This is a genomic window from Sivoneniella epilithica UHCC 1019, from assembly GCF_040830845.1.
Lineage (GTDB): Bacteria > Cyanobacteriota > Cyanobacteriia > Leptolyngbyales > Leptolyngbyaceae > ULC077BIN1.
Window position 1 is genome coordinate 124,001 of the sequence record NZ_JBFPDP010000011.1, and the last position, 13,509, is coordinate 137,509.

At 45.3% G+C, this 13,509-nt stretch carries 15 protein-coding genes; 14 read left to right on the forward strand and 1 reads right to left on the reverse strand.

Translation table 11 applies throughout. From position 1 onward, the window contains the following. The first annotated feature begins 6 nt into the window (after positions 1 to 6). The 11 genes from cas3 to cas6 all read left to right on the forward strand — a co-directional run bounded on the left by cas3 (position 7) and on the right by cas6 (position 10,958). Positions 7 to 2,196, forward strand: coding sequence for a type I-D CRISPR-associated helicase Cas3' (gene cas3 / locus AB3R30_RS09525; RefSeq protein WP_458648941.1), 2,190 nt, complete (start codon positions 7 to 9; stop codon positions 2,194 to 2,196). 309 nt (positions 2,197 to 2,505) lie between these two features. Next, complete coding sequence (locus tag AB3R30_RS09530; protein ID WP_458648942.1) at positions 2,506 to 2,703, forward strand: hypothetical protein; 198 nt, start codon at positions 2,506 to 2,508, stop codon at positions 2,701 to 2,703. Between the two features lie 252 nt (positions 2,704 to 2,955). Continuing rightward, entirely contained in the window at positions 2,956 to 3,267 is a 312-nt protein-coding gene (locus tag AB3R30_RS09535) for a nucleotidyltransferase family protein (RefSeq protein ID WP_458648943.1), read from the forward strand. Continuing rightward, entirely contained in the window at positions 3,264 to 3,599 is a 336-nt protein-coding gene (locus AB3R30_RS09540; protein WP_458648944.1) for a HepT-like ribonuclease domain-containing protein, read from the forward strand. Before AB3R30_RS09535 ends, AB3R30_RS09540 begins: the two co-directional genes overlap by 4 nt. Continuing rightward, the gene (mntA, locus tag AB3R30_RS09545) at positions 3,599 to 4,051 is read left to right on the forward strand and encodes a type VII toxin-antitoxin system MntA family adenylyltransferase antitoxin (RefSeq protein WP_458648945.1); all 453 of its coding nucleotides are present in this window, start codon (positions 3,599 to 3,601) and stop codon (positions 4,049 to 4,051) included. Before AB3R30_RS09540 ends, mntA begins: the two co-directional genes overlap by 1 nt. Further along, a complete protein-coding gene (gene hepT, locus AB3R30_RS09550) occupies positions 4,048 to 4,497 on the forward strand; it encodes a type VII toxin-antitoxin system HepT family RNase toxin (protein ID WP_458648946.1) in 450 nt (149 codons plus the stop codon). The genes mntA and hepT overlap by 4 nt, the downstream gene beginning before the upstream one ends. Beyond that, positions 4,481 to 7,792: a type I-D CRISPR-associated protein Cas10d/Csc3 gene (gene cas10d, locus AB3R30_RS09555; protein ID WP_458648947.1), complete on the forward strand. Its 3,312-nt coding sequence runs from the start codon at positions 4,481 to 4,483 to the stop codon at positions 7,790 to 7,792. Before hepT ends, cas10d begins: the two co-directional genes overlap by 17 nt. Next, on the forward strand, positions 7,792 to 8,241 hold the full coding sequence (tnpA, locus tag AB3R30_RS09560) for an IS200/IS605 family transposase (RefSeq protein WP_458648948.1): 450 nt from the start codon (positions 7,792 to 7,794) through the stop codon (positions 8,239 to 8,241). Before cas10d ends, tnpA begins: the two co-directional genes overlap by 1 nt. Before the next feature lie 130 nt (positions 8,242 to 8,371). After that, positions 8,372 to 9,364 (forward strand): type I-D CRISPR-associated protein Cas7/Csc2, encoded by a 993-nt coding sequence (gene cas7d, locus AB3R30_RS09565; protein ID WP_458648949.1) that lies wholly within the window; start codon positions 8,372 to 8,374, stop codon positions 9,362 to 9,364. Positions 9,365 to 9,369: 5 nt separating this feature from the next. Continuing rightward, the gene (cas5d, locus tag AB3R30_RS09570) at positions 9,370 to 10,080 is read left to right on the forward strand and encodes a type I-D CRISPR-associated protein Cas5/Csc1 (RefSeq protein ID WP_458648950.1); all 711 of its coding nucleotides are present in this window, start codon (positions 9,370 to 9,372) and stop codon (positions 10,078 to 10,080) included. Positions 10,081 to 10,085: 5 nt separating this feature from the next. After that, positions 10,086 to 10,958: a CRISPR-associated endoribonuclease Cas6 gene (gene cas6, locus AB3R30_RS09575; protein WP_458648951.1), complete on the forward strand. Its 873-nt coding sequence runs from the start codon at positions 10,086 to 10,088 to the stop codon at positions 10,956 to 10,958. A 53-nt stretch (positions 10,959 to 11,011) separates the two neighbouring features. On the opposite strand, the gene AB3R30_RS09580 is transcribed toward cas6, so the two are convergent. Further along, positions 11,012 to 11,359: a four helix bundle protein gene (locus AB3R30_RS09580; protein WP_458648952.1), complete on the reverse strand. Its 348-nt coding sequence runs from the start codon at positions 11,357 to 11,359 to the stop codon at positions 11,012 to 11,014. A gap of 123 nt (positions 11,360 to 11,482) precedes the next feature. Between AB3R30_RS09580 and cas4 the strand changes: the two genes are divergently transcribed. The 3 genes from cas4 to cas2 all read left to right on the forward strand — a co-directional run. After that, on the forward strand, positions 11,483 to 12,067 hold the full coding sequence (cas4, locus tag AB3R30_RS09585) for a CRISPR-associated protein Cas4 (protein ID WP_458648953.1): 585 nt from the start codon (positions 11,483 to 11,485) through the stop codon (positions 12,065 to 12,067). Positions 12,068 to 12,250: 183 nt separating this feature from the next. Next, the gene (cas1d, locus tag AB3R30_RS09590; RefSeq protein ID WP_458648954.1) at positions 12,251 to 13,255 is read left to right on the forward strand and encodes a type I-D CRISPR-associated endonuclease Cas1d; all 1,005 of its coding nucleotides are present in this window, start codon (positions 12,251 to 12,253) and stop codon (positions 13,253 to 13,255) included. Between the two features lie 138 nt (positions 13,256 to 13,393). Continuing rightward, on the forward strand, positions 13,394 to 13,509 hold a 116-nt coding region (gene cas2 / locus AB3R30_RS09595), incomplete at its 3' end, for a CRISPR-associated endonuclease Cas2 (protein ID WP_458648956.1).

Here is a 13,509-nt window from a genome sequence, read left to right on the forward strand (position 1 = left end):
ATTGCCATGACTGATACTTATAAAATTATGCTAAAACCTGTTTACTCTTGCCCTGCTACTGCTATGCCAGAAGGGGTGAAGTTGCCGCCGGGTTGGTCGCTGGCGTGGCACCAGGCAGAGACGTTAAAAGCGCTACGCGACCCAGAGATTGATGTTGTATTCAACACTGCGATGACAGGCGATGGTAAAAGTTTGGCGGCATTTCTAGAGGTGTTGCAGGGAGATTGCAATGCGATCGCCCTTTACCCAACAAACGAACTTGCCCGTGACCAGGAAACCCAGACTCGCAAGTATATTGCAGATTTTCAGCCGCCGAATGACCCACGAGTGACGCGATTGAGTGGGGCAGAGTTAGAAATTTATGCTGAGAACGAGGGATTAAAGAAAAGCGCAGCCATTGAAACGCTGACGGGGCAACGGGAAGTCCTTCTGACTAACCCTGATATTTTTCACTACTTACATCGAGGTGCCTACATCATCAAGGGAGCAAAGGGTGATAGTCCTGATAAGCTTTGGAATCGCATCGATAAAGATTTTGACTTATTCATTTTTGATGAATTCCATGTCTATGCCGCGCCCCAAGTGGCGAGTGTGATCAACACAATGTTGCTAATCCGAGCAACTAATCGCCGTAAAAAGTTTCTATTCCTATCGGCAACTCCAGATCAGCAAATGATTTCACGCTTTAAAGATGCTGGATTCCGCTGTCGAGTGATTGATCCGCTGGAGCAAAACAAATATCAATTTCCTGAAATGCCGGAACAGCAGCAACTTAAAAATAACGGCTGGAGGCAAGTTGCACGAGCAATTGACTTGAGCTTTGTCCCCTTAGAACCTATAGCGAAATCGTCTGAAACCTGGCTCAAGGAAAATGCTGAGTTGATTCTGCAACAGTTTCAGCAACATCCAGGAAGTAAGGGCACCATTATTCTCAATTCGATCGCGGCTGTGAAACGATTGACCCCGTTTTTTCAAGCATTGATGCAACCCTATGGGTTAAGGGTGAGTGAGAATACTGGGCTTTCGGGAAAGACGGAGCGGGAAAATTCACTTGCGGCAGATCTGATTCTGGGCACTAGCACGATCGATGTGGGGGTGGATTTCAAAATCAATTTTCTGATCTTTGAGTCCTCCGATGCTGGGAATTTCATCCAGCGGTTAGGACGCTTAGGACGGCATGATGGCTACGATCGCGATGGACAGTCGATTCAATTTGATGGATTTACTGCCTATGCGTTAGTTCCTAATTTCCTAGTGGAGCGATTGTTCTTAGGCAATGAACCAGCTTTGATCAATGTAACTGTGTACGATCGCCCTTTTCTCAACGCTGCCATCAACGACAAGTATCGTCAGATCAATGATTTTCGCGGCTACTACAAACGCTGGGGCGCGGTGCAATCCTTCAAACTGTGTGCTGATTTGAACCACAAAACGATCCAGCAACAGTATGCGGACAGTCGAGAGAAGTTTCAAACTGCCTGTGAAACGGTGTTTGATACAAGTTTGAAATCGGTTGCGGGGCGGGTCTTTAGATGGGCAGATGAGTGGAAGCAGTTTTCTGGACAGAAGACCGGAAACCCGATCGCAGAAGATGCCTGTAGCTTCCGGGGTTCGAGTCCGTTGCAGTGTGGCATTTACGATGAGACGGAGAGCCATGAAGCCGATCGCTACAAAACCTATGATTTGCCGGGAATTTTAGGGAATTTGGAAATTGAGCTTTGGACAAAAGAGGCATTTTTGCGATCGCTCGAAGCCACTGCCAAACGCACCAAACAGCCGCTTCCCAAAGGCAGATTTGCTCACTGTCTCGCTTTTATGAAACTCAAGGCGTATCGTGAGGAGCGACTGAACTGGAAATTTCACTTTCCTGGCACTTTAGAAGGTGTGGCAGATGCGTGGAAAGTGCAGATGTTGAAGGGAGTTGAGATTTGGCAACCCGATAATCGTTGGGCGGGGGAGATCAATAAAAAGCTGCGAGATCGCGCACTGGTGAGCTATGTTTTGCCTCGTCCGATGAGTGAGGTGCGGCAACGATTGCGGCTGCCGATGCACTTCCAGATTTACCCAATCAGCGATAACTATAGTTTTCATGACGCGGTGGCACCCTACGCGATCGCATTTGGGCAAAGCGCGCTGCTGCTGGATACGCTGGCATATCAGTTGAAAAGTAAGGGAGGCGAAATATGGATCGCCTAGTTTCAATCCCTGAAAGGGTTTTAGGTAGATTATGCGGAGGAAAACAGCTTACGCCATTAAGTGCAGACGTATTTGTTTCAATCCCTGTAAGGGTTTCTTTCCTCTCAGAAACTTATTTCTTAGAAGCCTCCGCTGACTCAAGGCTACCACAGCGCTATCAAGTCTCGACATATTTGACCAGTTAAATAGGTCTTGGAAGCACTTGCCATCGGCTATCGCTTGAGTTAACGTCTGATCGTCGGGGTGAGAGGTAGTAAATCAAACTACTCCCTACGGAAGTAAACCTTTACTAATTTCAGGATCGTAAATATGCGAACTCTCAAACAAACAAAGCTAGATCTTCTGCTGGACGTTCTTTCGGATCATGACTGGCACTGGGGCGAAGAACTAGCTACCAAAGTTGGTTGGCGCTTTGGAGCCACAATCAAAGAAGCACGTGACAAAGGCTACTTGATTAAAACTGAGAGAGATGGGCTTCAGCATCGCTATCGATTGCTCAAAGCCTAGTCTCGTTAAGTTGATCTATGCGGAATCATTTACTACCTCTGTAATGATTCCGCACAATAGAGGGAAGCTCATGAATAGCTTTCGGCATTAAGTTCAGGCGTAAGCAGACTATAACTCCCTATCTTAGATAGCTGAGTACAAGCCATGAAAACTCCAAAAACTTTAAGCCATTAAACCTTTCACCGCTTCCCTCTTTTTTATCAAAAACAATCTTCAAAAAAGTCACAGTTTAATGTCAAGGAGTGAAACAGTATGACCACTCATTCAAGTTCAGATATTGCCCAACTCCTGAAAAGTCGGCGGGAGGAAATTCTCAATATTGCTGCGAAACATGGAGCCTTCAATGTTAGGGTCTTTGGCTCGGTAGCTAGGGGTGAGGCAGATGAACAAAGCGATATTGATTTACTTGTAGACTATTCGCTGGACAAAATTAGTGCTTGGTTTCCGGCTGGTCTAGTCTTGGATTTGGAGAAGCTATTGGGGCGCAAGGTTGATGTGGCAACAGAGCCTGCACTCAAACAGCGGATTCGGGAGCAGGTTTTGAAAGAGGCTGTGCTGTTATGAGAAGCGATCGCGAGCGGTTGCAGGATACTTTAGAGGCAATCAACCAGATTGAACGTTACGCCATTCAGGGGCAGGCTGAATTTCTGCAAGACGAATTGATTCAGATTTGGATTGTGCATCACTTACAAATCATCGGCGAATCATCAAATAGTCTATCAGATGCGCTAGTAGATCAGCATTCTGAAGTTCCGTGGGCAGCGATCGTTGAATTCAGAAATATCTTGGTTCATGAGTATTTCAGAGTCAACCTAGAAATTGTCTGGAAAATAGTGGAGCAGGATTTACCAAATCTGAAGGTAAACATTGAGACAATTTTGCAGGAGACCTTGTGATGCCAGGTTTAAATTTATCGATCGCCGATATCCAAGCAGCCATTCCACAAATCCTGGAACAAATTCCTTATCTGAAATTGCTGGTTCTCTTTGGTTCCAGAGCCAGAGGCGATCATTTCCCATCCAGTGATTGGGATTTTGCCCTGCTGTTTGATGAAGAACTCCGCCAGCAGTATGAACCAGGTAAGGGATGGAACTGCTATCGATCTTGGGGTGTAATTCAGCAAACTCTTGGTTTAGGCGATGACGAGATGGATTGGATTGATCTGAAAGATGCTTCGGAGCTATTAGCTCATGCGATCGCCCGTGATGGTTTAGCGATTTATGAACGTGAGCCTGGGCTATTTGAAAAATTTCGGCAAGAACATCTCAAAAGTGATGCAAAGATGAAGCAAATTCGTAAAGATCTACGTGAGCTTGTTAGAAGCAAGCTCAAGGTGCGGGGACTATGACGCTTGATTTTGATTCAGTTCGTCTTAGATTGGCATTGATTCTTGACTACTTGGACGAAATTGAACCTCTGGCATCAATGAGCCTCGAAGATTTCCTCAGCAGTCGATATATGCAACGAGCAGCAGAAAGGCTGTTAGAAATTACAGTTCAAGCTGCGATCGACATCAATAATCACTTGCTGAAGGAACAGTTTGGATTCCCAATTCCCTCCAATGCAATTAGATTTCAAGAGTTAAGTCGTTATGGAGTAATTTCGGGAGAACTTGCAAACCAGCTTGCTAATTCTGGCAGGCTCCGAAATCGCTTGGCGCATCGATATTACGAAATTGACTATGAGATTTTGTTTGCCATACTCAGCAAAATCTTGGTGGATTATCCTTTGTATGCTCAGCAAGTAGAGAATTTTATTGGCTTATTAGAGGCAAACCATGACGCAGAATCCTGATGATTTTGATTTCCTGGAAGGCGATTTTGGCTTTGATGAGGAAAGCGATCGCGCGCTCAATTCAACCCAACGCGAACTCCTGACCCTCAAGCTGTTGCGGGAAGCGATTCAATCACAAAATCCTGATGATGCGGTGATGCGGGACTTTGCAAAGTATGTGTTGCCGAATTTATTGCAAGTAGCGATCGGGGTGACTGCTAAGGGGGGTAAGTTTTTCGATGAACTCGATCGCAAAAACGAAGCTGAAGGCAAAGCTAAAGTTCGGCGAGATAATGCAGCGGATCAATCGCTCAACACTCACTTACTCAATGGTTTATTTCCAGCGAATCTGATCGAACGCCGCTTGGCAGACATGGATACAACCGTCAAGCGTGTGGTACGAGAACGAGAACGACGACTAGTGATTTCGGGCTTTATTCTGCATGACTTTGAGAAATTCCCTGATGCGCCCGATGATTGCCGCAAGTTGCCCTTAGAAGCTCATCGGCAAATCATTGATCAGAAAGCGAAACAACTGGGACTCGATCGCTTCATCAATCCCGATGATCTAACGTTCTACAAGAACTACATCGATGATCTGCTGTGCATGGCATATAACGCCCAGCGACGGTGGGATACTAACTGGAACTTCTCTGAGTTTGGACTCAATCCAACACTGAAAGATCGCACTCTACGGAGCCTTTCTGACCTAACCTGTTTAGCAGATTCTTTAGCTTCGATCGTCAAACATCCCTACGATGCTGAAAACACTCGCCTCAATGACTTACTGCATAACCTCAGCGATGGGCAACTGAAATTTACTTATCACAGTATTTCCGAGAATCGGGGTGTGCTGACCAATGTGGTGAATAATGCCCTCGTTGACGCGCATACCAGCCTGAATACAGACGATCGCACTAATTATGAGCCACTGTTGTATTTGCCCACAGGTGTAATCTACTTAGCTCGTAGAGATGCACCAAAGGTTGAGCGAGATGGCTTGAGCGATCGCATTGTTGCTGACATCAAAAAGCTCTGTGCAAAGCAGCTTCAGGATAGAAAAGTCGGCTTCAGTCGCGGCAATATCTGCATGAAATATGCTGACTACTATAATCTATTCTTTGATATTCAGGGCTTACTCCTTTTTGCTGTTGATGCAGTTCCCAGCAAAATTAGAACTAGCAAATCAGCAGATAAGTCTGCAAACCTGGCTCAATTTAAACGTAAAGGTGCTTTACCTGAGAATATTAACACCAACTTTCCAGAAGATATTCGGATTGATCATCTAGCTGAACTGGGAGCTTTAGTCACTGGGAAATTCTGGAAAGAGTATCTCGATAAAGTCAAAGCTTTATTGAAAAAGGACAAAAAGCTTCCTCCACTTCCCACACTAGATCTTACGGCAGAGGCGATACAGTTCTTGGGCTTGTCTGAACATACTGCTGCAATCAGAAATTTTCAGCAACTCAAGGATACTGGAGGGATTGCATATGATTGGTACTACATCGCTGCAAAATATCTTGAACATAATCCAGGGCTAGAGAATGTCCGCGAAATTTCCCAACAGTTAGTAAATCGATGGTTAGAAGTCATTGATCCCATCGTTAGACAATATGAATTGCCTGACGAATGGAAAGACTTAAGGGAATGGTGCGATCGCGTCATCATGCTACCCAGCGATACTCAAGCACAATCGCCTACCGAACAAGTCGATATTTTCCTTAGAGAACTCTCTGCATACAACGATGCTAAAAAGTCTGGACGCGGACGGCAACTGATTTGCTCAATTTCCCATTCGGCATACACTGTCACCGAGCAAATGGAATCCGCCGTGTTATTCACTCCCCAGGTTTACACTAACAAACAGCATTTGCGCGGTTCCAACGCTAAACGCAACATCTCCAGCATTGCCGGAATTGAGATGATGTTGCGGCAGATTTTGATGAACCAAACTCAGGCAGTGGGCAAACGCTTTGAAGATGGTAAGTACCGATATCTCTACTTTTATCCGACCTACTATTTCACGCCAGAAACCAATAAGTTTTTGCAGAAGGCTTATAGCGGTATTGCTCAAACTCGCTTTGATACTAGTATTCGCAATCATTTTATCAGTCGAGATTTGGATGTAGATTTTGGGCGCGATCGCTATCAAACCGTTGATACTTTCTTGATCGACGATGACTTAGAGCGTAAGAAAAATCTAGATGAGAATGACCCGAATTTTAAGCGCGATCGCACCTTCAAACTCGCCTACCCTGACGACAAGCCATTGACGTTCTACTTTATGGCGCTGCCACCGGGAAAAGATCCGACCGACACCGAATCTTGGGTGATGCCTGCCTGGTTGGCGCTTGCCTTTCCCATGATTTTGGATGTCAAAACCGTAGTTTCTGAGTCACCGATTCCACCATTTAATGATGGTGCAGAGTTTGAGGAAACGGTGTTCCTCGACAGTGCGCCGCAAGCCTTTCGAGTGCTGCTCGGCAACGATCGATTTCGGCTCGACCATATTTTGGAAGGCTGGAAAACGGCGGATGGAACTAAGCGATCGGCTCCATTGACGGCGCTCACTGCTGCCTATGCCATCCATCTAGATGTGAATGCCAAGCAAGGAAAGGGAGGCTACGAAGCAAATTGGGGCAAATTGGCAACTCTTGCAAATGATCTAGAGACTACACCTTTAAGCGTTTTTGGTTATCTAGATCGTTTAGCTCGCTTACGAGATCAAGGCGTTGGCATGAAACGAGTCAAGCTTTATGCCTGCCATATCTACCCTTGTTTTGATCCCCATGCAACATACAACCATACGTTAGAGGAATGGAAAATGACTGAATTATCTCCTTTACATCATCCAAGGGAGCTAACTCTGCGATTCCGCAAGTTTTATAGACATGCGAAAAAACAGGGTAAGAAATCCATTGCATCAAACTCAATTTTGAAACCCGTTAAACTAGCTGCTGAAGTAGTACTGAAAGGTCACTCTAGCTCCGGCATTGAGGTTCTAGTTGATGTGGTAGCAAGTGAACTGATGCAGTTAATGAAACGAGTTCATTCTTCAACAGCGGAGGGACACTGGGTTATCGGGAATCCAGAAGCAGAATTGGCAGCGATTCATGACTTCGCCGAATATTTTGTTAGGCAGGTTTTCAAGGAATCCTTCGGTGAAGATCGTGCAAGCCTTCAGGGGCGGCAATTGAATTATATCTTGAATACCTGTGAATACCTTTATCGACTGGAACATTATAAAGAACGCCGACTGTTCAATGAGGCTTCAGATGATGATCTTATAGACGATTCAGAAGAGGAGCAAAGCTGATGGCGCTCTGGCGGCTTTACTATCACTTTGTTTGGGCAACAAAAGAGCGTGAGCCTCTCATTGATTCAAGACAAGAGGCTGGTCTTTACAACTACATCATCGGTAAAGCAGATGCCCTTAAATGTATTACTCATGCAATTAATGGTACTGCTGATCATCTTCATTTGATTGCTTCAATTCCACCAACATTGGCGATTGCTGAATTTGTCAAAAATATCAAAGGGAGTAGTTCTCATTATGCCAATCATACTTTATCGCCAGCATCCAAAAATTTTTGCTGGCAGGCTGGCTATGGTGTTTTCTCTTTGGGACGTAAACAATTAGAGCAGGCAGTTGCTTATGTAGATAACCAGAAATTACATCATGACCAAGGAACCCTGATTTCAGCTTTAGAGGAAGTCACGAATGCTGATGACGCACCAGAGCGTTGGGATCCGCCAGGAAATTAATTTCCTGGCTCATAGCAAAAGTCCTCTCAAGAGGACTGTAAAGACAGTTTAGTCCATCTCAATGGACTTCAGCTATGAGCCTTGAACTTCAGTTCAGGGCAATATCACAAAACCACATTGGAGAACAACCATGCCATTGCTAAAAACTCTCGATTCCAAATTCTTCCACACCCAAATTCCCTACAAGCCGATGGGGAAATATGTACATTTCCTGACGATCCGCGTGACGGAATCCTACCCCCTGTTCCAGACTGACAGTGAATTGAACAAAGCTCGTGTCCGAGCCGGAATTGTCGAAGCAACTCCCATCAGTCGTCTGACGATGTTCAAACGCAAGCAGTCTACGCCCGAACGTTTAGTCGGTCGAGAGTTGCTGCGAAACTACGGTTTGATGACACCTGAAGAGTGTGAATACAACGTCAGTTTCGCCATGAACAATCCTGATTGCATCATCTATGGTTTTGCGATCGGTGATTCTGGCTCTGAGAAATCAAAAGTAGTAGTCGATACGGCATTTTCAATCACACCATTTGATGAATCCCATGAGACTTTTACGCTGAACGCTCCATTTGAGAACGGCACAATGAGTGAGAAAGGCACTGTCACAAGCCGTATCAATCAGCAAGATCACATTCGTCCTCAAGTCTTTTTTCCTAGTATTGTCACGCTCAAAGATCCCACTGAAGCCACTTTTCTCTATGTTTGCAACAACATTCTGCGAACTCGGCACTATGGAGCACAAACCACTCGCACCGGACGGGTTCGCAACGAATTGATTGGTGTGGTGTTCGCCGATGGAGAAATTGTCAGCAACCTGCGCTGGACTCAGGCAATCTATGATGCGATGAAGACCAATGGAACGCTGCATTCTCCTGATCCTTTAGATGAAGATGACGTGACCGCTGCCGCAAAATCTACTCTTACAAGCCTCATGGCAGAAGAATTTATCGTTCACACCGATTTGATTGGAGACAGTTTCACGCCTCTGCTAGACGAAATCAAAACCTTGACCAGAAATGAAGAGTTAATCAAAGCAGTTCTGGCTCAGGCTGATAAAGAATCAAAAGCCTACTTCACCCAGTATGTTGAAAAGCCCAAGAAAGCGGCTGGAAAGGCAGGGTAATCATTATGACTCATTTTTATCGCTGTACATTGGAACTTCACGACTCGATGTATTTTGCCACTCGTGAGATTGGGCGATTGTATGAAACCGAACCTATCTTGCACAACTACGCTTTGTGCTATGCGTTGGGTTTGGTGGATAGCGATCGCCATTCCACTACTGTCTCTGAAGAACACTCCTACCGCTACTTCTGCCCCGAACAAGTGCCTAAATACGAGGAACATCTCACGCCGCTTAATCAACAGAGAATCTACGTTACTCCAGCCAGAGCCGTTCATCATGCGGCTGTTCTCAATACCTGGAAATATGCCAACAACAACTATCACGTTGAGATGGAAAAGACGCAAAAGAATATCCCCAGTTTTGGCAGAGCAAAGGAAATTGCACCGGAAAGTCAGTTCGAGTGCTTCATCATCTCCCAAAAGCCTCTCACTTTGCCAAAGTGGATTCGGTTAGGGAAGTGGATGAGTAAGGCTGAGGTAAGACTGGAAGAGTTGCTAAAGCCCAAACAACATCAATCTGCTATGTTTACCTATCCCTATCCACTCAATCCTTTAGATGTGATGTTTTCTAACCAGGTTCTGAGTTATGACACCGTGAATATGCCGCCCGTTAGCCTCATCCGCAACGTGCGAATGAACGGTGAATACTACACCTTTGAAGGCATCAAAGATCTGCAAATTCCGGCTCAGATGCAATATCGGTTTAGAGGGTGATATGTATGCCTCATAGTTTAGTTCTCAATTTACTGCCTAGCTCACCGATCGCACCGGGTTATCTGACGGGTAAACATCTCCATGCATTGTTTTTGACGTTAGTGAGTTCGGTTGATCAAGCCTTGGGCGATCGCTTGCACGAGCAGCAAAAAGAGAAAGCTTTTACCCTTAGCCCGCTACAAGTCAGTTCTCAGTTTTCAGTTTTAAGTTCTAAGTTAGGAACTTTAACTCAAAACTCAAAACTCAAAACTCAAAACTCACTTGACTTTCTCCAATACCAGCACTCCCACCCAATTCCCGCTGGGACTCCCTGCTGGTGGCGCATTTCCTTATTAGATGACACCTTATTTAGTCATCTCACCCCCCTCTGGCTCAACATCAACTCTAGCCATCCCTGGCACTTAGGCTCAGCAGATCTGCAAATCACTAGCATTCTCGGCACCGCCCAATCAACTCAGCCTTGGGCAAACTTTAGCCCTTACGCTCAACTGTATGATCAAGCATCGGATACGAGCCGTCAGCTATCCTTTACCCTGTGTACGCCTGCGACATTTCGGCAAGGAAAGTATGACTCCGCTTTGCCGACGCGAGACTGTGTGTTCAACAGCCTGCTGAGCCGCTGGAATCGCTATAGCGATCGCCCATTTTCCGAAACTCTAATTGAATATCTATTTCCCAGCTTTTTCGACATTCGTACCGAACTAATCACTCATCCAGAAGGCAAGTGGGCAGGCTGTATGGGCACTATTGGCTATCGAATTTTAGGTGATGCAGACGCGATCGCGATTAAGCAACTCAACACGCTAGCAGATTTTGCGATGTACGCAGGGGTAGGGCGGAAGACCCCAATGGGAATGGGTATGGTGAGGCGGATTTAGTTTTGAATTTTGAGTTTTGAATTTTGAATTAAGAAGTTTGGAGAAGTTTCAAGTTAGGAGGAATCTTTTGTGGTTTTGACGATCGCTGTGAGGATGCGGATTAGTTCATCGACCTGAGCGATTGCATTTGTGAGGTCAATAGCGACTAGTTGAGATTGTTGCAGTAGTCGAAGCCAATATTTAGTTTCGCGTGCTTCTTTTGATGCGATCGCCATTTTTGACACAAAATCTCTCCGACTTTGAGCCGCTGTTGCTTCCTCCACATTTGCTCCAATGCTTGTCCCACTTCGCAACAACTGCTTAGACAACACATATTCTCGATGCTCTTGCAACTCCCGATAAAGGCTAATGACATTTAAAGCAAAGTGAAAACTCTTCTTTTGAATAATGCTCTCCGCCATTACTTAAACACCCTCAACTTAAAAACACATTTCTAACTTTCCCAACTCCCAACTCAAAATTCAAAATTCAAAACTTTTTATCCCTCCCAACTCAAAACTCAACATTCAACACTCAAAACTTTTATGACCGACTACATTCCGATCGCGGCTCTCAACCACTACACCTACTGTTCTCATCGATGTTGGCGGATGTATTGCCTCGGTGGATTTGTCGATAATCAATACACCATTGAAGGCACTAGCCTTCACGATCGCGTTCATACAGTGGGCGACAATCAGCGAGAAGAAACCTGGCAGATTCGGGCAGTGTGGCTGAAATCGGAACAACATCGATTGATTGGTAAAGCCGACTTGATTGAAGAGATCGATGGGCGCTGGATTCCGGTGGAATATAAACGTGGACATCGGGGCGAGTTCGACAACGATGAGTTGCAGGTCTGCGCCCAAGCATTGTGTTTAGAAGAAATGACTGGACAACCCGTGACATTAGGCTACATCTACTATGCTCATTCTCATCAACGTCAACCCGTCGAGATCTCTGCTGAGTTGAGGCAAAGCGCGATCGCCGCGATCGCCGCCGTTACCAAAATCCTCGACACCGGAGCCATGCCCCCCGCCATCTATACCCAGCGCTGTAAAGGTTGCAGCCTTTATCAACAGTGCCTCCCAAAAGCCGCAGACAAAGTAAAACGCTACCGAGAAGCGTAGAGAAAATGAAATGAAGTGATGAATTTTGAGTTTTGAGTTTTGAATTTACCCCATCTGAAACCTCAAAATTTAGACCTCAACAACCCCCTTCTTCTTAACTCAAAACTCAAAACTAAGAACTCAAAACTCTTTCACGCTTTCCAACTCAAAACTCAAAACTAAGAACTCAAAACTTATTAACCCATGGGCACACTTTACATCACTCAAGACGATGCGTTTATTGGCAAAACTGATGAGCGATTGACCGTGAAAGCAAACAAGAAAACTCTCCAAGATGTTCCTTTGATCAAGCTGGATGGAGTCGTTATTTTAGGACGCGCCACTGTTTCTCCAGCCGTGGTAATCGAGTTACTAGAACGTAAAATCCCGCTGAGCTTCCTAACGCACATGGGGCGATATTTGGGGCGATTGGAGCCGGAGTTGACCAAAAATATTTTTGTGCGATCGGCGCAGTGGAAAGCAGCAGGGACAACCGATCGCGCCGTTCATTTAGTGCGTGGATTTGTGCGCGGCAAGCTGAAAAACTATCGCACAGCGCTGTTGCGGCGGCAGCGTGAAGGAACAGATCTCAATTTTCAATCTGCGTTGGTGCGCTTGGAACAGGCGATCGCGCCAATCGACAAAACCGATTCAATCGACTCTTTACGAGGATTAGAAGGCAGTGGCAGCGCTGCATACTTTAGCTGTTTCAATCAACTTATCCGAGCAGCAGGATTTGAGTTTAAGACCCGCAATCGCCATCCGCCTATCGATCCAGTGAATTCGCTGTTGAGTTTGGGCTATGCGCTGCTTCGCCATGATGTTCAAAGCGCACTGAACATTGTTGGCTTCGATCCCTATCTCGGCTATTTACATGTGCAGCGCTATGGTCGTCCATCGTTGGCGCTAGATTTGATGGAAGAGTTTCGACCATTGGTGGTTGATGCGGTGGTATTGAGTACGTTGAACAATCGACTGCTCGTTCCAGAAGATTTCACCACAGAACCGCTCAGTGGGGCTGTTTCCCTTACGCCAGAAGGATTACGCACTTTTCTGCGTCAGTATGAGAAGAAAAAGCAGACTAAGTTCACGCATCCAGTTCTGAAAAATCAATTCCCTTATCAAGAGTCATTTGAAATTCAAGCGCGGCTATTAGCAAAATATCTGATGGATGAAACTGATAAATATCCACCGTTGGTATTGAAGTAATCAGGTTTTTAAGTTTTGAGTTTTGAATGTTGAGTTTTGAATGATCCGACATATAGATCAAAATTGTCACCAAAACTTAGAACTCAACACTCAAACTTATTACAACTCAAAACTTAAAACTCAACACTCAAAACTTTTATGCACCTCGTGATCTCCTACGACATTTCTGAAGACAAACGCCGCACGAAGATTCATAAAATCCTCAAATCCTATGGGCAATGGATGCAGTTCAGTGTGTTTGAATGCGATTTGAC

What these genes read in the sequence shown, in the direction of transcription:
- cas3 (WP_458648941.1), top strand. Translation starts at nt 7, where the DNA reads ATGACTGATACTTATAAAATTATGCTAAAACCTGTTTACTCTTGCCCT.
- AB3R30_RS09530 (WP_458648942.1), top strand. Translation starts at nt 2,506, where the DNA reads ATGCGAACTCTCAAACAAACAAAGCTAGATCTTCTGCTGGACGTTCTT.
- AB3R30_RS09535 (WP_458648943.1), top strand. Translation starts at nt 2,956, where the DNA reads ATGACCACTCATTCAAGTTCAGATATTGCCCAACTCCTGAAAAGTCGG.
- AB3R30_RS09540 (WP_458648944.1), top strand. Translation starts at nt 3,264, where the DNA reads ATGAGAAGCGATCGCGAGCGGTTGCAGGATACTTTAGAGGCAATCAAC.
- mntA (WP_458648945.1), top strand. Translation starts at nt 3,599, where the DNA reads ATGCCAGGTTTAAATTTATCGATCGCCGATATCCAAGCAGCCATTCCA.
- hepT (WP_458648946.1), top strand. Translation starts at nt 4,048, where the DNA reads ATGACGCTTGATTTTGATTCAGTTCGTCTTAGATTGGCATTGATTCTT.
- cas10d (WP_458648947.1), top strand. Translation starts at nt 4,481, where the DNA reads ATGACGCAGAATCCTGATGATTTTGATTTCCTGGAAGGCGATTTTGGC.
- tnpA (WP_458648948.1), top strand. Translation starts at nt 7,792, where the DNA reads ATGGCGCTCTGGCGGCTTTACTATCACTTTGTTTGGGCAACAAAAGAG.
- cas7d (WP_458648949.1), top strand. Translation starts at nt 8,372, where the DNA reads ATGCCATTGCTAAAAACTCTCGATTCCAAATTCTTCCACACCCAAATT.
- cas5d (WP_458648950.1), top strand. Translation starts at nt 9,370, where the DNA reads ATGACTCATTTTTATCGCTGTACATTGGAACTTCACGACTCGATGTAT.
- cas6 (WP_458648951.1), top strand. Translation starts at nt 10,086, where the DNA reads ATGCCTCATAGTTTAGTTCTCAATTTACTGCCTAGCTCACCGATCGCA.
- AB3R30_RS09580 (WP_458648952.1), bottom strand. Translation starts at nt 11,359, where the DNA reads ATGGCGGAGAGCATTATTCAAAAGAAGAGTTTTCACTTTGCTTTAAAT.
- cas4 (WP_458648953.1), top strand. Translation starts at nt 11,483, where the DNA reads ATGACCGACTACATTCCGATCGCGGCTCTCAACCACTACACCTACTGT.
- cas1d (WP_458648954.1), top strand. Translation starts at nt 12,251, where the DNA reads ATGGGCACACTTTACATCACTCAAGACGATGCGTTTATTGGCAAAACT.